The organism is Neobacillus sp. Soil_C_43 (assembly GCF_057656715.1).
Map to the genome: position 1 here is coordinate 59198 of NZ_JBDGJV010000014.1, position 20878 is coordinate 80075.

Consider the following 20878-nt stretch of genomic DNA (forward strand, 5'->3'; position numbering starts at 1 on the left):
AAATAGATGAAGAAGAATGCGGATACCCTTAATATAAACGAAGCTGCACGAACTTTGGAGGGAATAGGATGAGTCGATTGGATAGACTCAGAATGGGGAAAGTGGAAACCAGACATTTTCAACAGTTCAATGAGTTATTGCGATATGTATTCCAAGTGACAAAAAAAGAACTACAAAAGGTCGGATGGGAGGAACGTGAAATCGCATTAGCCAAGCTACCAGTTTTGGAAAAAGCAGATGTGTTGGGATGGTTTGATGGTGAAAAACTGATTTCGCAACTAGCAGTTTATCCATTTCAAGTGAATATTTTTGGGAGCACATATGAGATGGGAGGGCTGACAGGTGTTAGTACCTATCCGGAATATGCCAATATGGGACTCATGAATAAGTTGATGAGGCAGGCACTTACAGATATGCAGCAAAGAAAGCAATCCATTTCGTATTTATTTCCATATTCGATTCCTTTTTATCGTCGGAAAGGCTGGGAGATTATTTCTGATAAGATGACCTTTGAAATCAGAGACAATCAATTGCCAAAGGTGAAAAAGGTTACTGGTTATGTGGAGAGATTAAATACAGAGCATCCAGATATTCAAAGGGTTTATAGGAATTTTTCTAGTATGCGACATGCGGCTATGATTCGAAATGAATTGGCTTGGGATGAATACTGGAGATGGGATTTGGATGATTTAACGGCTGCTGTTTATTATGATCGCTCGCACCAACCTCAGGGTTACCTACTATATTGGATTTCAAAAGATGTGTTACATGTAAAAGAAATGGTATATATTCATCAAGAAGCGCGTACCGGGCTCTGGAATTTTATCAGTGCTCATTTCTCAATGGTGTCAAAAGTTGAAGGAAATACCTTCACGAATGATCCATTAGCATTTTGGCTAGAGGATGGGGATATCAAAGAAACAATTACTCCTTATTACATGGCACGTATTGTTGATATTAAACAATTTATTTCTCAATATCCTTTTAAGGCAGTTAGTACGGATACCCAACTGACGTTTATGCTAGATGATCCAATCCTGGAGTGGAATCAGGGGATATTTACACTTCATGTAAATGACAAAGGTCAAGGAAAGCTATTTGTAAGTGAAAATTCACCTGATTTTTCATTGGACATTCAGACACTTACAACCATGTTACTTGGTTACAAGAGACCATCTTATTTGGCAGTTATCGGTCGACTTGCAAGTGATGAACAGACTGTAGAATTATTAGAGAATTTAATTGAACGAGAAATCCCATATTTTTCGGATTATTTTTAGTAAAACGTATCATTTGGAAGGATATGGATATAAAACCAAGGATGGCAGTGATAGCTTCCTGTGAGCGGATGACATTCCCAATTACAGCAAATTACAACGTTTTTTCGACTTTGTGTTCCCTAGAAGTCGGTGATAAGATAAAAACTACGTTAAAGAACAACTCGCCAAGTGAAAAGAACTGAAAGGAATGATTGGGTATTAATCATTTACAATTAAGTTATACGAGCGAAATGGAAAAAGCGATGCGTAGTTCTCATGGTGTAGGGTATGAAGAATACAGAAGACATCATTCAGTGAGAATGAAAGTCGAAAAACGACGTAAAAAGGATTATTTACAGTGTTGTAGAATGGTTGCTGAATTAGATAGACTTATTCATTTTAATAATCGCTTAAAGATATAATTTAGGGTAAAAGATCATTTCTAAATAAAAAAATGCACCTTTCATTCAAAGGTGTATTTTTTTAGTATATTAATCTTAAATGGCCATTTTTTAAAAAGTATTATAAACGTTTGCACAGGTCTCTGCTTTAGGTTGATAAAAACAGTGATTTTTGAACTTTCCTACAAAAGGTTGATTATACCAAGTTGGAGGGCAATCACCTGGCGGCTTAAAATACCACAAACTAAATTTTGCTGGCCAGAATCGCTCTCCATCAACTGCTCGACGAGCTAAACGTTTTTCTCGTTCTCTGGCTCTTTGATAAAAATAGCCATGTTGAACAGCTTCGAAGGCATGAGGCTGGTAAATCATTTGTGGAATTGTTCGAAGTCCTTTAAAGTCTGAACAATTTGCACGTATACGATTAATACCTACATTCCCAACAAGCTGCATGCCCATTTCTCCTTCTCCTTCAGCTTCCGCTCGAAGTAACCTCGCTAAAAGATCAATATCCGAACTTCTTGCTTTTACAACCGCCATTGCGTTTCACCCCATTTTTTGAATGCCCTTGCATAACATTCTTTTAGACACACTATGAATAGGGAGAATTTTCGTGCATGTCTCCGAACTAAAATGCTCGTACACTTAGAACAAAATGAGCATAACTGATACAAATGAGAGTAATTCGTACCAACTAAAAAAGCAGACCCTAGTGGATCTGCTTCGTTTTATGATGGATTTGTTGACCATAGTCCAGCTGTTTTAACGAAAACTCTTGGATTAAGTTTTAAACTAGCCACGACTAATTCGGCAAGGTCTTCTGGGTGCATAACGTTTTCTTCATGGCCTTTAACCAGATTTGTATCAATGGCTAAATCAGTTACGACCGTACTTGGTGTTAAAGCCGTAACACGGATATTGTGTTTTCTTACTTCGAGCATGAGTGATTCTGTAAGTCCTAAAACAGCGAATTTAGAAGCACTGTATGCACTTGTAACAGGCGCACCTTTTTGGCCAGCAGATGAAGAGATGTTGATAATGTCACCTGATTTTCTTTCAATCATACCAGGCAGTACTGCTCTTGTTACATTATACACACCCATCAAATTTACTTGGATGATTTTTTCCCATTCTTCTGGTGTGAGATCAAGGAACCCACCAAATTTTGCAACACCAGCATTGTTGATTAGGATATCAATTGCTCCTAGGTCTGATTTGATATGCTCAACAGCATGGGTAACGGATTCAAGATCGGTCACATCTGCTGTTGCTGCAGAAACCTTTACATCAAATTGTGCTAGTTCAGCAGCTACCTTTTCTAGATTAGACATATTTAAGCCGATTAGGCCTAAATGAACGCCTTCTTTTGCTAAGGCGATAGCAGTAGCACGTCCAATGCCTCTTCCTGCGCCAGTAACTATTGCAGTTTTTCCATTTAAAGAAATCATTTTATCACTCCTAAAATTATTACAAATTGAAGTATTTCATTCTAACAGAAAGACCGCAATCTTGCATGGAAACAGCTTGCATCTTTCCTATTTAGAACTCGAGGAATAATATATTTATTCTAAGTTGGCGTGTCTACCGTACATTTTATTGGTATCCAAACCTTTTTTCTCCATGAACCGAAGAATCACAGCGTCGTAAAATAGTAAAAGTGTTTGCTCAAATAATGAGCCCATTGGTTGAATCGTCTTAAAATCACTCTCCGACTGATCTTTAGGTGAGCCAGGCAACTTAATTGTGATATCCGCTAATTGTCCAATAGTGGACTCAGGGAAAATGGTAACAGCTGCAATTCTCCCACCGATGCTTTTTGCTTTCTCAGCCATGGAAACTAAACCTTTTGTTTCTCCTGAACCTGATCCAATGATTAAGATGTCATCTTTTTCAAAGTTAGGGGTTACTGTTTCGCCAATCACATAGGCATCTATCCCCATGTGCATCATTCGCATGGCGAATGATTTGGCCATAAATCCAGATCTACCTGCGCCTGCAACAAAGATTTTTTTTGATTCAAGAATCCCATTAACTAATTTTTCAGCTTCATCATTCGAAATTAAATCTACGGAGCGATTTAACTCTTTTATCATATCAGCTAGGTATTGAGTTGTATTCATGAACTGAATTACCCTTGATTAATCATTTGTTGCATTTTGGCAGCAGCAGCTTTTTTATCAGCTTGTCCAGTAATCCCGCCACCTACAATGACAAGGTCTGGTTGTACTTTGATGACTTCTGGAAGTGTTTCTAACTTAATACCACCTGCGATTGCAGTTTTAGCATTTTTTACAACACCTTTGATGGTTTGTAAATCTTCAAAAGAGTTCTTTCCAACTGCTTGAAGATCGTAGCCAGTATGAACACAAATATAATCAACACCCATAGCGTCCACTTCTTTTGCACGTCCAGCAAGATCTTTTACAGCAATCATATCAACAAGGATTTTTTTACCTTGTTTTTTCGCTTCTTCAACAGCACCTTTAATTGACATGTCTTCAGCAGTTCCAAGAATTGTGACGATATCAGCACCTGCTTCAGAAGCTTTCATTACTTCATAACCAGCTGCATCCATAATTTTAAGGTCTGCTAAAACTTTTAAATTAGGGAATGCTTCTTTTACTGCCTTTACTGCATGGAGACCTTCATTGATAACAACAGGTGTTCCGATTTCAACGATATCAATATGTTCCTCCACTTCTTTTACCAACTGAATTGCTTCTGGGATATTGACTAAATCTAATGCTAATTGTAATTCCATCTATATTCACTCCTATAATTTTTTTATTGTTGTACAGTGATAATGTTCCCAAAGGGAAATAATACTTTTACAGTAATATTATCCTTATAGTGCATTATCTGTACCAGCCAGCAATAAGGGATATCATGTTCTCTCGCTGAACAATTGCAAGTATACTACGTATATAACAACAATAAAAGTACGCATTTTTATTTTACATAGTGCTAAAAAGTATACTATAAGACAAACGGCTTATATAGTCTTACTATTAACTTTAACAGCTTTAGATTTACAAGCAGCCACTCCTGTTATCGCAATGTCTCTTTTGATGCGTTACCGTTCATTAGACAGCGATACTTTTACAGGTAAAGTGGTAGCTGCATTAAGAAACGAATTTGGTGGACATGTTGTTGAAAAAAACTAACAGAATTACATCTGTCACATTTAATAGAAAAAGAGTTAATAAAAATAGGTGAAGAAAAATAGCTCATTATTTGTGAAATGGTAATGAAAACAATGAATATGATGGTAGAAAAGGATGTGAAGTTCATGAATGTATTGGATGCAAAAATGATAAATACTCAGTATGGTATAGAAACTTATCTAGATCTATTGAAAAATGTTGAAGTGAAAGACATTCAATATGTTATAGAGACAGCTTCTTTTTACGAAATCACTATAGGTGTAGAGTATTTTCGGTTAAGAAATGAAAATTATTATAATAGTGAAAAGAGATATTTTAAGATGCGTATGAATTCAGATTTAAATGCAATTACTATAATAGAAACAAAAACAGAAAGTTTATTTGCTGTGAAAAATGAATTTGAAAGATCTGCAACAAAGGAACTGATTGGAGAGTGGCTAATAAAAAGCAATGCTTTCAGAAAAGTTCTTAATGATTTGATAGCTGTTAAGAAAATGGAAAACGTTAAAACGGAGGAAAATATAATAGGAACAATAAGGTTCCTGGAGAAATTACTTGAAATCACAACAGAAGACATTTTAAGTGCTCATATTGAGAGATCTCACTAGTTTCCGAAATAACCAGATAGATAATTTTTTTGGAGTATGTTTTTTAGAAAAGTTAAATAGGGAATCTCAAACGGTATGAATTCCCTATTTAACTTCTGCTTCTATTTTTGTAATGCATCTTCCTATCAGGAAAATATGTTTAACTTTTCCAATCATATAAGATTCCCTAATAAACATGAGTAAGATAACGATAATATATTTATCTTGCCAGGAACATTTAACAAATTTTATTAAGGTAAATGGTTATCCTAATCTGTAATAGCTAGGAGGGATGATAAAATGGAACAAGTTAATCACCATACTAAAATTAATGCATCAGAAAATGCTGTCATTTGGTCACAATATGTTAATGACAGTTTGTCACGATGTATTCTTCGCTATTTGTTACATGATGTAAAGGATGAAGATATTCGCGATTTACTGGAATTTGCCTTAGAATTATCAGAAACTCATTTAGAAAAAACGAAGCAATTCTTATCCTTAGAAAATCTTCCAATTCCAATAGGCTTTACAGACGAAGATGTCACAGTAGACGCTCCTAGTTTATTTACTGATACATTTAAGATTGTTTATTTACATATTATGACAATTCGCGGTTTGACGAGATATGCTGGTGCCACTAGTGTTTGTATACGAGAGGATGTAAGAAAATACTTTATTGAATGTACTTCGCAAACATTGGAACTATATGATAGGGTAACTAGTGTTTCCTTAAATAAGGGAATTATTAACAAACCTCCTACTTTAAACAATCAACAAAAGATTGATTTTGTTAGGAAGGAAAATTATTTAACTGGTTGGTTCGGGAAACGTAGACCTATTAACGCAATTGAAATCAGTGGTGTGCATCTTAATATGCAGAAAACAATGGTGAAAATGGTATTGGAGTTAGGATTCAGTCAAGTTTGTCAATCTAAAGAGGTACGAGATTATATGGACCGTGCTCGTAAGCTTTGTATTAAACACTTTGATATTTTAAGTTCAATGTTAAAAGAGGAGAATCTTCATGTTCCAAAGTTATTTGAAACAGAAGTAACAGATTCAACAGTTCCACCCTTTTCAGATAAACTTATGCTATTTCATATAGCGACACTGCTTTCTGCAGCAATTGCTTATTATAGTGAGGCATTATCAATGGGACAAAGAAGAGACTTAACGGCAGATTACGCACGAATGAATACCGAAATTGCCTTAATTGCTGAAGATGGTATAAATCTATTAATAGAAAAGGGATGGATGGAACAACCTCCCTCTGCCACTGATCACGAAAGTTTGGCAAAGAATTAGATCAATGATAATTATGCTTTATGAAAAAGAAAGGACCTAGTTAAGATGGGTGTCAAAATGGTTGATAAAAAAATAGTCGGTGAAAAAGCAGCAGAGTTTGTTAAAGATGGCATGGTTGTGGGGCTTGGTACGGGTTCGACAGTTTTTTATACCATACAAAAGCTTGGTCAGCTAGTGAAGGAAGGCCTTTCCATTAAAGGTATTCCAACTTCTGTTCAAACGGAAGAATTGGCTAGAGAATTAGGCATTCCACTTACTAGCTTTAGGGAAATAGAAAGTATAGATATTGCTATTGATGGAGCAGATGAAGTCAATCCAGAATTGGAACTGATCAAAGGTGGAGGCGGCGCACTTTTAAGAGAAAAAATCATTGCGAGAGCAGCTAAAACATTTATTGTTGTAGTTGATTCATCTAAAAGGGTAGAGAAATTAGGTGCGTTTCGATTGCCTGTAGAAGTTATTACGTTCGGTTATGAAATGACGGAAAAACATATTAGAGCCATTGGTTTAGTCCCGGAAATTCGATTAAACGGTGAAACTCCGTTTATTACTGATAATGGAAACTATATTTTTGACTGCCGAATTCCTGAGCACGTTCAGCCTGAGACGTTAGAACGAATGCTTAACATGATACCGGGAGTCGTTGAAAATGGGTTGTTTGTTGGAATGACTGACTTAGTTATCACTCTGGATCTAGAAAAAAATGTTGTCATGTTAAGAAAGTAATTTCCTTTAGAGAGAGACTTTGGGTCCCTCTCTATTGTTTTATTAAATCTTTACTATGATTCTACCTCTTGCTTGTCCTTTTAAAATAGTAGGCAAGTTTTCAGGTAATTCTTCAAGTTTAATTTCTTTCTGTATAATTTCAGAAAGAGTAGAAGGTTTTAAATCGGTTGCCAAGCGATTCCATAGTTCTTGCCGAACATCCATTGGACAATAAACAGAATCAATACCGAGAAGGTTTATGCCACGTAAAATAAACGGAAACACGGAGGTAGGAACGCTTCCTCCACCAGTTAAACCACTGACCGCAACAGAACCATTGTATTGGATTTTACTTAAGATGGATGCAAGTGTCTCTCCCCCTACTGGATCAACCGCCGCAGCCCAAATTTGTTTATCAAGAGTTTTTATTTTACCGTTAAAGACATCTTCACGAGAGATAATCTCTTTTGCACCAAGCTTATGTAAAAAAGTATACTCGGAATTTTTACCCGTACTAGCGACTACTTCGTATCCTCTTTTTGAAAGCATGGAAACAGCTAAACTACCTACGCCGCCAGTTGCTCCTGTAACAAGAACTTTGCCTTTTTCTGGTGTTAAACCGTTATCTTCTAACCTTTGAATGGAGAGGGCTGCAGTAATACCTGCTGTCCCCAAAATCATTGATTCTTTCAATGTTAAATTTTTTGGTAATGGGACAATCCAATCACCAGGAATTCGGGCAAATTCACTATAACCACCATAATGGGAAACACCAATTTCATAGCTTGTTGCAATGACTTCGTCCCCTTCACGGAAACGTGGGTCTTGAGAGGATACGACTACCCCTGCTAAATCAATACCTGGAATAAAGGGATAGTTTGTGATGATTTTTCCATTCGGAATACTAGCTAAACCGTCTTTATAGTTAATCGCAGAATAAGAAACCTTGATTAAAACATCACCTTGAGGTAACTCATTTAAGGTAATATTTTTGACTTGAACAGAAAAATCGTTTTCATTTTTATCAATCATCAATGCTTTAAATTGTTCCATTTTCTTTAACTCCTTTCTTGAACAGCAGAATAGAATTATATTTTCATTGCTAATATATAATGTATGGAAGGATATTACAAGTACAGACTTTTATTTTATATAGTGAAAAAAGTATACTGTGGGGTATAATAAATATGGAGGTGATGTGAAATGTCGCGAATGCAGGATAAGATGTTTAATTGTGAAAAAGAATTAACTCTTTCCGTTATCGGTGGTAAATGGAAGATGCTTATACTATGGCATCTAGGAAAAGAGGGAACAAAGCGATTTGGTGAACTGAAAGCTCTTATGCCAGGGATCACGCAGAGAATGCTAGTTAATCAATTGCGAGAACTGGAAGAAGACTTGATTGTAAAACGCGAAGTCTATCCCGTGGTTCCTCCAAAAGTAGAATACTCCCTTACTGAACAAGGAAGAAGCTTGATGCCGATTCTCGATGCTATGTATAACTGGGGAAAAGATTATATGGAAACTGCTGGGTTGAATCCTTTAGTAAGACAAGAGTCGATTAGGTGAATTTTAACTGGTAATCTAAGGTTGACTCCGGCCAAGGAGGTCAACCTCTTTTCATGATAATTTAATAATTATTTTTAGTATTTTGTAATGCCTCAAAATAAAGCTGATAATTAACTTTTATTTTCATTTTTCCCCAAGCGGATAACCATACCTTTTCGCTGATGGATTTGGAAAAGGGGCTAAGGGTGTGTGCCCCGATTTGAAGAGGATCCACCTTCAGGTCTTGCATTTTTTTTATGAGGTCCGTAGTTTTCATTTCTAATTCAGTTTCAATTTCCTTCTGAAGCTGCATCAGTTCATTTCCGTTGAGGATATTTTTTTTACCTTGATATTCCTCAATTCTTCCATTTAGTTTCACGTTTATTGTAACTAGGGAAAGATTTTTATCTAAATCCACATTTACTCTTGAGCGTGGACGTCCAATAACCACATCTAATTTAGGTATTGGAAAAAACTTCAAATAGTGATCGTTGTCAAGAAGTTGAAATATTTGATCTTCGGTACTTGTGACCGTTTCTATTAATTTATCATTGCTAAAAAAAGCAGTCCCCACGTAAGTAAAGTTATCTTTCGCTACTTTGAAAACAGGAAGAACGGGATCTGAAAATGGTGAAAACAGCTTATTTTTATATTCATGCAAATTGACAATGGTCATTTCACCTTGTTTTTTCCTCTCATAGTGTCTTAGCATCCGATACAGATAATAATCAAGGTTTCTTTGCTTCTTTTCTTGTCTGTTAATATATTCGTCAAAATTACCTTTAACGATTACTAAATACATTCGTTGCGAAACATCATAGTCTGTCAAAAGCGTGTTAATCAACTGAATAATCCCTTGTTTCGCTAATTCCTCATGAATTAAAAACAAACGGAGTTGTCCAACCTTCAATTCACGATAATATCTTAAATTAAAGTCTTTTCCTCCCTGTTTAAGGAGATCAACATCTAGTGTTAATAAGCTTTTTGGCTCATTTACTAATGGAGGGACTATTGTACTCATTTTTATTTTTCCTTTTTCGCCTTTACTAATTGACCAAAAAGTGACAGGGGCAATATCTTCAATTGTGTTGTTCTCAACAAATGGGGCACATCCTGGAATCATGACTAATGAAACAAAGATTCCCCAAACTAAAAGCATTTTCTGCCGTCTCATGCTTTTACACGCCCTTTTAGCTTTGTCAATAGGAGCAAGAATGTTGGGACGATAGAGTAAGTTATTCCACTTAACCATATTTGAATATTCAGGAGAATATTCTGTTTGGTTTCAATGGACCAAATCCAATTATTCACAATTACAAAGCAGAGAAATAACATAATACAAGTGACAGTTAAACCCATACGTGAAGGTTGGGTACTTGTTTTTTTTAGGATGATTCTTGTAGCCCCATATATACATAACAAGAAAATTGATATAGCAAACACCAATAAAAACATATGAAGTGAAATCAGGATAATATCCAGTCGTTCAAACATGGGAGATTGTAAGTATCGAATCATATGAATAATAGGGTATTTACTTTTACTTAAATAATTTGAACCGAAAAAGAATAAACTCGCAATAAACAATAGCAAATACTCTGAAGTAGAAAGAGCATTCGCATAGGTTAAATATTTACTCATTTTTTGTTGTGGTTTGATCCAAGGAATTAAACAGATTAAATACTCTGGTCCTGAATAAGAAGACCAAATGAGTAACAATCCTTTCCATGAATCAGTTGTCCAATTTGTTGGTATCAAGGGATACAAATCATGTAATGCAGCGATTGGTGGAATAAAAAAGGGAAAATATAAAAAAATTATCCAAAAAACACATAAAAAAACAATTACCACAAACCGTATGGTATTTTTCATTCCTAGTGAAGCAACATAGAAGCTCGTAAGAAGAATGAAAAAAATAATCCAATTTGAATTCATTGATGGGAAAATAAAATCATGAATGACTTCTAAGTATCCGAGTGTGATCACCGTTATTTTGATTAGTATCAATATAAGGCCTATAAAAGTCAAAAGCCTTACCATTCGAACACCAAAAAGCTCTACAAAACCTTGATATCCCTTTTTAGCATAATTTGATTCTAGCCATTTGCATAACAGCATTATATTGAGTTGGGAAAAGATTGCCATTGCAACAATGCCCCAAATCATAAAAGGGTGTAATAAGTAGGTAGGCATTAAAAAAAATAGGTAAAGCATTTGGAAACGGTTGACGATGAAAAAGGCATAGATTCCGTCAAATTTAGATGATTTATCAAATAAGGAAAATGTGGTCAACTTTGAATCACATCCTTCGTTTGTATCTCCATTTCTGTAAAGGGTGTAAATGATCCGGACGGGATTTCATGTTTATTAAAGGCCCTCTAATAAAGAGATCGATCCAGTCCTTCCAGTAAAATGGAGCGATTGGTGAAAAATAGGGTTGTTTTAAGGAAGTAAGACCATTTAGATGTGCCAAAATGGCAACTGCTCCCATGGCAATGCCAAAAACACCCAAAAAGGATGAAAGGAGAAGAAAACCAAATTGAATAAGTGTATTTGCCTTCGTCATCAAATAGTTTGGTACTAAAAATGAGGAGATGGTTGAAATACAAACTAATACAATTAATACTTTGCTCGCAAAACCCGCTTGAACCGCTGCTTGACCGATAACTATACCACCAATCACCCCTAAGGTTTGACTTGATTTGGTCGGCATCCGTAAACTCGCTTCTTTTATGATTTCAAGAATAGTTAACATCACTATTGCTTCCCAAAAGGGTGTAAAAGGTAGTTTACTTCTAGATTCCACTATAACAAATAGTATTTGAAAGGGAATCATTTGATAATGGTGGGTTGTTAGTGCAACATAAAATGGTATCAGTGTGACGGACAGAAAAAAGCTTAAATATCGAATAAGTCTTAAAAAACTTGCAACCGGCCAACGATTAATATAATCCTCAGGTGATTGGAAAAGGTGAAAAAAGGTGATTGGTGCAATTAATACAAACGGTGTGTTCTCTACCAAGATAGTTAATTTACCGAGCCCTAAGGAATAAGCACAAACATCTGGGCGGTCAGTTTGTTGGAATTGTGGAAAAATACTGTGATGATGTTCCTCCATAAATGCCGCTACCTGAGATGAATCGAAAAATAAATCAAAGTTAATTTCAGAGATTTTCTTTCTTGCTATTGATATATATTCAGGATTGGTCAACCCGTCAATGTACATTAGGACAACCGTTGTTTCACTTAATGAACCTACTTTATATTTCTCTGTTTTTAATTCAGTAATAGGAAGTCTTCTGCGTATAAGGGTGATATTTGGATCTAATTGTTCAGTGAAACTATCTTTTGCACCGTATAAAATTGTTTCTGTTTCAGAGGTTTCAATCCCCCTACTTAATTCGTTAGGAAGAGGAATGACCAACCATTGTTCTTGGATACAATCATTCAGAAGTACAGCACCGGTGAGGAGTAATCTCTGTGCCTCTTCAAGTGATTGGATCTTCATTACTTTAGGTGTGGCTATGCTTTCGTAAATCAAGGCATGTGGACATTGGATAACAGGTTCTATTATCGATTCATTCAAACGATCCTGGTCAATTAAGGTTCTTAAATAGATTAAGACAACTTTTTGATCGTTAAGTGTAGTGCGTTCGATTATCTCTACATCGTCCATATTGTCTAAAACCTGTTTAAGAGAGTCTAGTGATATCTTCCTTTGCACAGGTTGTTGTGTGTCACTACTATCATTAGCAATGCTTTTCCCCTTTTTCCAAAACATAAACATCCTCCACTGATATAAGCTGCCATTTGTTCACTTTAGAAAAAGTGTAATGGTAATTCTTCCTTTTAGTATGAAAAAGAAAAGATTATTTTATCCTAATAAAATAAGGTAGGGTAAACTATATAAATTTTACAGTATACTTTTTTACACTATGTAATGAAAAAGTGCGTACTTGTTCAAATTTTACATTTCCCTAATAATAGGATTAAATGATTAAAACAAATAGAAAGAAGGGGATTAAATGCAATTGAGAGTATCAGCAGTTCAATATCATCTACACACCATTAGCTCTTTTAAAGAGTTTGCAGATCAAGTGGAGCATTATATAAAAACAGCAGAAGAATTCGGATCTGATTTTATCATTTTCCCTGAATTTTTTACTACACAGTTAATGTCAATTGGCAACGATAAAGGGGAAGTATTAACCATTCAAGAACTACCTGATTATACCGATCAATACCGGTCATTATTTATCGAGCTTGCAAAACAATATAAGATGCACATAATTGGTGGAACTCATGTAATTCGTAAAGGTGATCGCCTTTATAACGTTGCACATATGTTTTATCCAGATGGACGTGTGGCAGAACAAGCTAAGCTTCATATTACACCAACAGAAGTAAATGAGTGGAATATGAGTCCAGGTGAAGGGTTAGAGGTTTTTGAAACAGAAAAAGGGACCATTGCCATGTTAACTTGTTATGACATTGAATTTCCTGAAATCGTTCGTATGGCAAAGGCAAAAGGGGCAGATGTTATTTTCTGCCCATCATGTACAGACGATCGCCACGGCTTTCATCGTGTCCGTTACACAAGTCATGCTAGAGCTATCGAAAATCAAGTCTATGTTGTCACTACGGGTACGATCGGCTCGCTGCCGACCGTCGATTTCATGCGGGCCAATTTTGGGCAGGCAGTCGTTATCACACCAAATGACATTCCATTCCCTCCAAAAGGGATTTTGGTAGAAGGTGAGATTAATCAGGATATGATCGTTACAGCTGACTTGAATTTAGAGCTATTATACCAAGTTCGTGAAAAGGGTTCTGTTACTACATGGCGTGATCGACGTACAGATCTTTACCCTGATTGGGAAACAAAATAGCTGATTTATACAATGAAATGGGGGAATCCTCATGTATCGAAAAGAATTTTTCGTTTTCGACCAAGACAAACCTGTTCCAGTTGTCATCCGAAATTATGAAAAGAAGGACTTTCCTGACTTAATTCGTATTCAACAGGAAAGCTTTCCTCCTCCATTTCCATCTGAATTATGGTGGAATGAAGAGCAATTGAAAAACCATGTGACTCTTTTTCCACAAGGAGCTTTATGTATCGAAGTGGATGGTGAAATAGCTGGGTCTATGACCGGACTTCTTGTCGAATTTGATTCTCAACATCCAGAACATTCCTGGGAAGAAATAACGGATAATGGTTATATCCGGAACCACAATCCTAAAGGGAGTACCTTATACGTTGTAGATATAGGTGTCCGTCCAGCTTTTCGGAAATTGGGATTAGGAAAGTGGTTGATGTTTTCTATGTATGATGTGGTTGTTCATTTGGGGATGGAAAGATTGCTTGGTGGAGGTAGAATGCCAGGGTATCACAAACATGCAAATGATATGACACCAGAACAATATATTGAAGCCGTGGTAAAAGGAGAGTTGAAGGATCCAGTTATTACTTTTCTCCTCCGTTGCGGACGTACCCCAGTAAAAGTAGTGGCGAATTATTTAGAAGATAAAGAGTCCTATAATTATGGGACGCTAATGGAATGGAAAAATCCGTTTTCCAGTTCAAAATAATAAAGGAGATGATCCAATGGAATTTACTAGAATTAATAATATCAATGACCCGTTATTTAAACAAATGCATCAATTAATGCAAGATGTTTTTCCTCCAGAAGAAGTACTAGAATTTGATCTTTGGAAAGAACCGTTAGAAGATCCGGGTATCCGTGTTTTTGTAGCTGTTCATGATGGAAAAGTAGTGGGTGCGACTGAGTACCGTTATTATGAAGATTTTAATGTCGCTATGACTGACTTTACCATCATTGGTCAAGCAGGCTTGGGGATCGGGCCATTTTTAGCAAATAAAAGATTAGAAGACCTGAATGAATTAGCAGTAGCGAATGGGAAGAAATTAATGGGTATGTTTGCTGAAATCTATGATCCATATCGTGTCGATCATTATGAATTTGGCGGTGTTAAGCCGATGGATCCTTATGTTCGTCGTGAAGTGTTGTCACATCTTGGCTACAAGCGTCTTGATTTCACATATGTTCACCCATCTTGGAACAATGATGGTGAAGCTGTATCAGGTTTGGACCTTTGTTTTCTCCAAATGGATGGAGAAATGAATGAGCTGCATACAGATTTAATAGTCAAATTTTTGAAACGCTATTATACCGTATTATCAAATAAACCAGAATCTTGGTACGCAATGATTGAAAACTTAGAAGCAAAAGAGAAAGTGGCATTATTATATTTTTAATGATTGAAAAAGCTTGCTGATTAAGTCGAAGTTTAGACTAAAGTCGGCAAGCTTTTTTTGTAAAAAAAGAGAAATATGAAAAAAAGTTCATTTTTTTTACAAAAATGTGAACAAAAACCCAATTCAGTCACGTCTAATTCCTTTAGAGGGTTGGTTATCTATATCGGACAATATAAATGTGAGTGAGGTAAAAAATGAAAAAATATTTGGATCTGCCCCTTAGGGTATTTCTCATGGTTTCAGGAATCCTTTTTGTATTTGCATTGCCAACTTTAATTGGAATAGGGAATACACTTTCGATTAACTTTAAACCGTTTTGGAAATTTGTTGAGGTTAATATTCAAAAATTGACTCAAATTAACAATCCTCAAGTTAGTGACTTGATTGAACAAATGCATATGGCTGAAAGCTATCGTTATTCGATGACCATTGTAATCGCATCCTTATTGGTAGTTATTATTATTGGCATTCTGGGAGCGGTAATGGTGCAAATGGCATCTAAAAAAATAGGGAAGCTGTTTAGGAAAGTGACTGATTTTTTTGAGTCTGTTCCGGATTTACTTGTTATTTTTCTCTTTATGTTTTTCGTAATCACGCTCTATAAATCTACGGGACTTAAGTTTTTACAGTTGTATGGCATCTTTGGTCACATGCCCTATTTTGTTCCTATTGTAACGATCTCTTTCCTTCCAACCCTGTTTTTTATGCAATTTCTTATTAAAGCCCTGGAGGGGGAAGAGTCTAGGGATTATGTTTTATACCTAAAGGCTAAAGGAATTAGGAAAAGTAGGATATTAATTGTACATATGATCCGTAACCTCTTACCATTATTAATCATTCAGCTAAGAACAAGTATTTGGATTATTCTCTCCAATCTTTATCTTTTGGAGTTCATGTTTAACATTAATGGTTTTACGAAAACTTTTCCGGTCGCGATGGGAATGGGAGAGTTTTTATTACTGGTCTTATGTCTTTTACTGTTTACATTGCCTCTTTTGATCATAGAAGCCATAAGTCTCTTGGTGCTTACGTTTTTTAAAGGGAAGGAGAGTGTTAGTTTATGAGGAAGTATAAAAAAACAACGATCGGAGTAGTACTCCTCCTTCTTCTTTTTCTAGCAAGTTATTTATACCCCCTTTACGGACCAATGGATTTTAATAAACAAATCTTAGTTACCGATGAGAAGGGCAATGTTCATGGAAGAGCTCCGTTTCCACCGTCATCTAAACATATTATGGGAACGGATCGTAACGGACAGGATATGCATTTGCTTATGTTGTATGGCGCAAAGTATACCCTAGTTACTGCACTTGTTGTTGCGCTCTTAAGAGTTGTGTTTGGAGGTGCAATGGGCGTTTTCTTATCCCTATATGCACCATACTTGAAAAAGTATTTTAAGGACTTTTTCGTTATTTTTAGATATATTCCGACCATATTCATAGGAATTGTATTAATGTTGCCGGTGAATGGCTCGTTTGAAAGCCCCATGTCCTCGGTTGTTACATATCAGATTTTGATGTTAGTCTTTCTTGGTTTCCCGTCGGTTACTATTTTTGCATCTGAGATTACAGATGAATTGGTCAGAACATCCTTTGTGAAGAGTTCGTATTTGATGGGGGCCAGTAAGTTTCATATTATCCGAAGACACTTGATGCCCTATTTTCGATCTTACGGAGTTTTATTTACTTTCCAGCAGTTACTAAGCGCCCTGCAGATCACGATGCATTTAGGGATTTTTTCGTTTTTTCTTGGCGGCAAGACAATTGGGGGGACGTTTGGGTATGAAGAACCGCCGAAAGATGCTTCTTTAACCAATGAGTGGGCTGGATTAATTGGCCAGAATTTTCATGACTTTATGAGAGCACCATGGATGATCTTTGTTCCTATTTTAGGGTTCTTCGTAGTTATTTTAATTGTGAATATGATGAGAAAAGAACTAGAAGAGCAGATGAATGGAACGCTAGTACTGAAAGGGGAGAAGGATAAAAAAGAAGCAGTGTTTCCTTCAACAATTCAACTGGAGAAGCATCATTTTGAGTTTGTGGTAAAAGAACAACAACCAAATGGATATTCGGAGAAGGTTGGTAAAGAATTTAAGAAAAGATATATAAACAGTAAAGGTTTGATATGGGGGTTAGTGGTAATTTTAATAGGGGTTGTGACTGTATATGAACCAGGAGGGAAGGCCAAAATTCCGGAGCCGACTAGTGCCAATAAAAAATCTACATACACAAAGCCGGTTACTTCCAATTCGCCGCTAGCACAAGAGACTTCCACCCCAGTGATACAGAAACCATATGTGGTTGGTGAAGAAATTAAACTGACTAATGCAACATTGAGGGTATCAAAGGTAGAAAAATCACAAGGAAGTCCTAAAGAAAAGCCAAAGGCAGGGAATGAGTTTTTCATCATAACAGTTGAACTTAAAAATACGGGTAACGAGAAAGTGCGGTTTGCACCTCATTTCTTCAGTGTTACCGATAGCAAGGGGAAACTTTATATTCAGCCATTCTTGATGATTGATATTGACACAACTCTCTCGTCAGGTGAACTAGCACCCGGCAGTAGTGTCACTGGTACTCTTGCCTATGAATTACCAATGGGGGGGAAGTTCCAGCTTGAATTCGTCCCCTATCAGCAAGTAAATGGCCCAATTATTGATTTACAATAGATTTTTAATAGTGAGTATCCCTCTACAATAATTGTAGAGGGTTTTTTCAAGCTATTATTCTTCAATAATTTCAGCCCTTTTTAGTTGTATCTCTTTCACCTTCTGATATTGTTCATCCGGCCACCACGCTCCGCAATCATCGGATACCACACAGGCAGCACATTTTTGTAGGTCATAGACAATCATACCGGTGATGGGAGGGGAGTATAGATGGAGTGTGACTAAATCCGAACTATGCGAAGCTTGCATTTTATGAATAGCTTTCTTCGGTGCATAAAAATATTTTCCTTTATGATGGTATTGTTGAAATAATTCAGTGGGCAAACCGTTCTCTTTTACCTCATAAACTGAATTAAGCGAAGTACCGGATAGAACTTGGATCCAACCATGGGAATTGCCATGGTCATGTGGGGCACACTCTAATTGGGACCAGTTCATCACAAGCAATTCAACTTCATCGTTTTTATAAAGAAGTCTTCGATTGTATGGTTTACCCTTTGAAGGTTCTGGCAAGACAGCAAGTTCATCGTTTTTTATATTAAGCCTTGATAGTGCCTCTTTTAATTCATCCTTTGATGGGCTTCTTAACGAATCCAAAACCTTCTTAATCCTATTTGTCAAAGTCATGAAGCTTTTCTCCTCCTATAGTCGTTTTTTCTTAAAGAAATTGAACAACATAGGCATCAGATGTCCGTTAACAATGATGACTCCAATAATAATTATGATTCCTCCAGCAACACTTATGAGTAAAATTTTCTCCTTTAAAAGCAATATCGCAGCAATTAAGGTGGTAAGTGGCTCTAAATATAAAAACATCGAGACCTTTGAAGCTTCGAGAACTTCTAGCGCTTTTCCCCAATACCAATAAGCGATACCTGAAACAAATATACCTAGAAACAACAAGTGAGCCCACTCCGTATGGGTTAAAAGGGAAAGAGATTCCCATCCTCTGTTCCTTATGATAAAAGGTGTTGTGAGAATTAAGCCTAGTAAACTCATATAAAAAGTCACTAGAAGGGGAGGATAAGGGAGCTTTAAGCTTCTTAACAGCACTGAATAAACAGCCCAGTTTAACGTGCTCAGCATCATGAGAAAAAAGCCAATATTCATAGCTAGTTGGAAGGAGTGTCCACTCCTTGTCGTTGTGACTAGAAGTACTCCAGTCATTGCAAGGACCATTCCTGCCACCTTAATAAAACTTATTTTTTCATGTAAAAAGAAAAGAGAGAGGATGACTGTAAAGATGGGTGAAAACGAAATGAGCCATCCAGCAGAAGAAGCATGAATCGTTAACAAAGCTGTTGCTTGAAGCACTTGATGAACGAACACTCCAAGAATGCCCAAAATCATTAAATGTGGCAGATGTTTTAAAGAAATGAATAGTCGGGTACGCAACACAAGTAACAACAGAAGTAAAAATAAAGAGCCTATCCCAAATCGAAGGACAAGCAACGAATAAGGATCAAGCTTTCCTAATACTGCCTTGGTAGATACAAATGAAACTCCCCAAAAACTGATTGACATGGTCGCGTACATTGAAGCAGATAACCTGGATTTGCTAGTAGTCACGATGAGCATTCCCTTCAGCAAATGATTGTTATTCAATTTTATGCTTGTCCTACGAGAAAATGTTCGAGGTGATATTCTTTTACACATTATTTTGTTCTGCTAGTATTTTTGGGTTAGGATAATTTTTTTTACCTAAGGAAACTTTTTTGCTTCAATTACATACAATGTAGAAAAAGCGGAGTTGTTCATAATGTATATATCTAGAAGAGTGAAGAGGAAAATTTTAATAAATTCCTACTTGTGTAAATGGTTGGGGATTATTAGTGAAGAAAATTATCAAAGTATCTTAAAGAAAATTCAACCATAATTTTTCCTCAAGAACTATGGACGAGTGGTTTTTCATAATATAATGTATCAATTAACGAAGGTGTTCAATATGAGGGAAATACATCCACAACCTATCATTGGTCAACCTTGGACCGGCAGGCATGTTGTCTTACTTCACTGTACAACAGACAATCAATTGATCAATCTATATAAAAGTTTTCACGCACCAATCGAGCCTCCAAGGCATAACTGTGCAGAAACTTTAGCACAATTCTTAAGTATCGGTTATCATATTATGGCAATTACTCCAATCCCACCGAACCATATTCAATATTTGTTGGTGCTTTAATTGTGTCGGCATAAAAACAGGCTTGGTTTATTAGCAAACCAAACCTGTTTTTATATTTTCTTAATCTTTTTGAACTAAACGGACAAGCATATGTGCCAGTTTATGCTGCTCTTCTTCAGTACCAACGTTCCAGAGTTCCTGCAATAATCGCTCTTCGGAATTCTTAGGCGGCTCTTTAGCTGCTAGGTAATCTGCTACTTTCTGTGCTGAGTTGGCTAATTGCTCTTCGTCCATCCCTAGTTTTTCTCCTAATCTAACTTTACCACTTAGAAGTTCCCTGAAATCATCAAAGCTTGTTAAGGAATCACCGTTTTTGTAAATCTGGTTTTCAATTGTTTGCTCATTTACCTGCTTGTCCATGCAAATCACTCCTATTTTGGATGTATAACAGTGAATCAATGTTCCTATCCTATACATTCCCTGTGTACTCCAAAATGAAACCTAGTAAACAATTATAAAATCTCATCCAATTAAAAGAAAAAGAAACTGAAAAGCGATACATTAATAAAAGGAACAAAGCGAGGGCATCCAAAAAAACGTGATGGACCAAAGAAACCAAATCCATAGCCGTCACTGGAACTGCGATTTCCATATTCCTCAATTTCTAGTCCATTTTTATTAATATTTGTTACTTTACCTACAACCCAATCGCCATTCGCATTGCGAAAACGTACCATTTTTCCAACTAGCTTTAATTGTTGTGCACGCTCAAAGGTTAAATCCATCTTGACATTCCCCCCTTTCCAATAGGACCTACTATAAAATATGAA

The 20878-nt window shown here is 36.2% G+C and carries 24 protein-coding genes and 1 pseudogene; 13 read left to right on the top strand and 12 right to left on the bottom strand.

Features of this window, described 5'->3' with window-relative positions:
- Nucleotides 1-68 precede the first annotated feature (68 nt).
- The gene (locus tag AC3A54_RS17765; protein WP_487655502.1) at nucleotides 69-1280 is read left to right on the top strand and encodes a GNAT family N-acetyltransferase; all 1212 of its coding nucleotides are present in this window, start codon (nucleotides 69-71) and stop codon (nucleotides 1278-1280) included.
- Nucleotides 1281-1522: 242 nt separating this feature from the next.
- Nucleotides 1523-1681: a YuzK family famiily protein gene (locus tag AC3A54_RS17770; protein WP_487655503.1), complete on the top strand. Its 159-nt coding sequence runs from the start codon at nucleotides 1523-1525 to the stop codon at nucleotides 1679-1681.
- Between the two features lie 90 nt (nucleotides 1682-1771).
- Here AC3A54_RS17770 and AC3A54_RS17775 read toward each other — a convergent pair whose 3' ends face one another.
- From AC3A54_RS17775 to hxlA, 4 genes are all read right to left on the bottom strand, one after another.
- Nucleotides 1772-2200 carry a cell wall hydrolase gene (locus AC3A54_RS17775; protein WP_487655504.1) on the bottom strand — a complete coding sequence of 143 codons (429 nt, stop codon included), beginning with the start codon at nucleotides 2198-2200 and terminating at the stop codon, nucleotides 1772-1774.
- 188 nt (nucleotides 2201-2388) lie between these two features.
- Nucleotides 2389-3108 carry a 3-ketoacyl-ACP reductase gene (locus tag AC3A54_RS17780; protein ID WP_487655505.1) on the bottom strand — a complete coding sequence of 240 codons (720 nt, stop codon included), beginning with the start codon at nucleotides 3106-3108 and terminating at the stop codon, nucleotides 2389-2391.
- Nucleotides 3109-3222: 114 nt separating this feature from the next.
- The gene (gene hxlB / locus AC3A54_RS17785; RefSeq protein WP_487655506.1) at nucleotides 3223-3780 is read right to left on the bottom strand and encodes a 6-phospho-3-hexuloisomerase; all 558 of its coding nucleotides are present in this window, start codon (nucleotides 3778-3780) and stop codon (nucleotides 3223-3225) included.
- Between the two features lie 8 nt (nucleotides 3781-3788).
- Entirely contained in the window at nucleotides 3789-4421 is a 633-nt protein-coding gene (hxlA, locus tag AC3A54_RS17790) for a 3-hexulose-6-phosphate synthase (protein ID WP_487655507.1), read from the bottom strand.
- A 256-nt stretch (nucleotides 4422-4677) separates the two neighbouring features.
- Here hxlA and AC3A54_RS17795 point away from each other — a divergent pair.
- The 4 genes and pseudogenes from AC3A54_RS17795 to rpiA form a co-directional block, all read left to right on the top strand.
- Nucleotides 4678-4824 (top strand): annotated as a pseudogene (locus AC3A54_RS17795) (phosphogluconate dehydrogenase (NAD(+)-dependent, decarboxylating)); the annotation flags it as partial.
- A 125-nt stretch (nucleotides 4825-4949) separates the two neighbouring features.
- Nucleotides 4950-5432 (top strand): hypothetical protein, encoded by a 483-nt coding sequence (locus AC3A54_RS17800; protein WP_487655508.1) that lies wholly within the window; start codon nucleotides 4950-4952, stop codon nucleotides 5430-5432.
- Nucleotides 5433-5711: 279 nt separating this feature from the next.
- Complete coding sequence (locus tag AC3A54_RS17805) at nucleotides 5712-6719, top strand: DUF3231 family protein (protein WP_487655509.1); 1008 nt, start codon at nucleotides 5712-5714, stop codon at nucleotides 6717-6719.
- Nucleotides 6720-6776: 57 nt separating this feature from the next.
- A complete protein-coding gene (gene rpiA / locus AC3A54_RS17810; protein WP_487655510.1) occupies nucleotides 6777-7445 on the top strand; it encodes a ribose-5-phosphate isomerase RpiA in 669 nt (222 codons plus the stop codon).
- A gap of 42 nt (nucleotides 7446-7487) precedes the next feature.
- On the opposite strand, the gene AC3A54_RS17815 is transcribed toward rpiA, so the two are convergent.
- The gene (locus tag AC3A54_RS17815; protein ID WP_487655511.1) at nucleotides 7488-8477 is read right to left on the bottom strand and encodes an NADPH:quinone oxidoreductase family protein; all 990 of its coding nucleotides are present in this window, start codon (nucleotides 8475-8477) and stop codon (nucleotides 7488-7490) included.
- Between the two features lie 150 nt (nucleotides 8478-8627).
- Between AC3A54_RS17815 and hxlR the strand changes: the two genes are divergently transcribed.
- Nucleotides 8628-8993 carry a transcriptional activator HxlR gene (gene hxlR / locus AC3A54_RS17820; RefSeq protein ID WP_108669074.1) on the top strand — a complete coding sequence of 122 codons (366 nt, stop codon included), beginning with the start codon at nucleotides 8628-8630 and terminating at the stop codon, nucleotides 8991-8993.
- A 61-nt stretch (nucleotides 8994-9054) separates the two neighbouring features.
- Here the strand turns inward: hxlR and AC3A54_RS17825 are convergent, their stop codons facing one another.
- From AC3A54_RS17825 to AC3A54_RS17835, 3 genes are read right to left on the bottom strand one after another with little or no spacing between them, the layout of a single operon-like run.
- The gene (locus AC3A54_RS17825; RefSeq protein WP_487655512.1) at nucleotides 9055-10146 is read right to left on the bottom strand and encodes a Ger(x)C family spore germination protein; all 1092 of its coding nucleotides are present in this window, start codon (nucleotides 10144-10146) and stop codon (nucleotides 9055-9057) included.
- The gene (locus AC3A54_RS17830; protein WP_487655513.1) at nucleotides 10143-11264 is read right to left on the bottom strand and encodes a GerAB/ArcD/ProY family transporter; all 1122 of its coding nucleotides are present in this window, start codon (nucleotides 11262-11264) and stop codon (nucleotides 10143-10145) included. Before AC3A54_RS17830 ends, AC3A54_RS17825 begins: the two co-directional genes overlap by 4 nt.
- A 7-nt stretch (nucleotides 11265-11271) precedes the next feature.
- A complete protein-coding gene (locus AC3A54_RS17835) occupies nucleotides 11272-12753 on the bottom strand; it encodes a spore germination protein (RefSeq protein WP_487655514.1) in 1482 nt (493 codons plus the stop codon).
- 244 nt (nucleotides 12754-12997) lie between these two features.
- On the opposite strand from AC3A54_RS17835, the gene AC3A54_RS17840 reads away from it, so the two are divergent.
- From AC3A54_RS17840 to AC3A54_RS17860, 5 genes are all read left to right on the top strand, one after another.
- Nucleotides 12998-13861 (top strand): carbon-nitrogen hydrolase family protein, encoded by an 864-nt coding sequence (locus AC3A54_RS17840; RefSeq protein ID WP_487655515.1) that lies wholly within the window; start codon nucleotides 12998-13000, stop codon nucleotides 13859-13861.
- A gap of 31 nt (nucleotides 13862-13892) precedes the next feature.
- A complete protein-coding gene (locus AC3A54_RS17845) occupies nucleotides 13893-14564 on the top strand; it encodes a GNAT family N-acetyltransferase (RefSeq protein ID WP_487655516.1) in 672 nt (223 codons plus the stop codon).
- A 16-nt stretch (nucleotides 14565-14580) separates the two neighbouring features.
- A complete protein-coding gene (locus tag AC3A54_RS17850) occupies nucleotides 14581-15252 on the top strand; it encodes a GNAT family N-acetyltransferase (protein ID WP_487655517.1) in 672 nt (223 codons plus the stop codon).
- Between the two features lie 194 nt (nucleotides 15253-15446).
- A complete protein-coding gene (locus tag AC3A54_RS17855; protein WP_487655518.1) occupies nucleotides 15447-16316 on the top strand; it encodes an ABC transporter permease subunit in 870 nt (289 codons plus the stop codon).
- On the top strand, nucleotides 16313-17923 hold the full coding sequence (locus tag AC3A54_RS17860) for a DUF4352 domain-containing protein (RefSeq protein ID WP_487655519.1): 1611 nt from the start codon (nucleotides 16313-16315) through the stop codon (nucleotides 17921-17923). The genes AC3A54_RS17855 and AC3A54_RS17860 overlap by 4 nt, the downstream gene beginning before the upstream one ends.
- A gap of 54 nt (nucleotides 17924-17977) precedes the next feature.
- Here the strand turns inward: AC3A54_RS17860 and AC3A54_RS17865 are convergent, their stop codons facing one another.
- Nucleotides 17978-18550, bottom strand: coding sequence for a cysteine dioxygenase (locus AC3A54_RS17865; protein WP_487655520.1), 573 nt, complete (start codon nucleotides 18548-18550; stop codon nucleotides 17978-17980).
- 15 nt (nucleotides 18551-18565) lie between these two features.
- Nucleotides 18566-19501, bottom strand: coding sequence for a DMT family transporter (locus AC3A54_RS17870; RefSeq protein WP_487655593.1), 936 nt, complete (start codon nucleotides 19499-19501; stop codon nucleotides 18566-18568).
- Between the two features lie 367 nt (nucleotides 19502-19868).
- On the opposite strand from AC3A54_RS17870, the gene AC3A54_RS17875 reads away from it, so the two are divergent.
- Nucleotides 19869-20108: a hypothetical protein gene (locus AC3A54_RS17875; protein WP_487655521.1), complete on the top strand. Its 240-nt coding sequence runs from the start codon at nucleotides 19869-19871 to the stop codon at nucleotides 20106-20108.
- Nucleotides 20109-20168: 60 nt separating this feature from the next.
- Here the strand turns inward: AC3A54_RS17875 and AC3A54_RS17880 are convergent, their stop codons facing one another.
- Nucleotides 20169-20468 carry a DUF3243 domain-containing protein gene (locus tag AC3A54_RS17880; RefSeq protein WP_487655522.1) on the bottom strand — a complete coding sequence of 100 codons (300 nt, stop codon included), beginning with the start codon at nucleotides 20466-20468 and terminating at the stop codon, nucleotides 20169-20171.
- Between the two features lie 110 nt (nucleotides 20469-20578).
- Entirely contained in the window at nucleotides 20579-20833 is a 255-nt protein-coding gene (locus AC3A54_RS17885) for a hypothetical protein (protein ID WP_487655523.1), read from the bottom strand.
- Nucleotides 20834-20878: the final 45 nt, after the last annotated feature.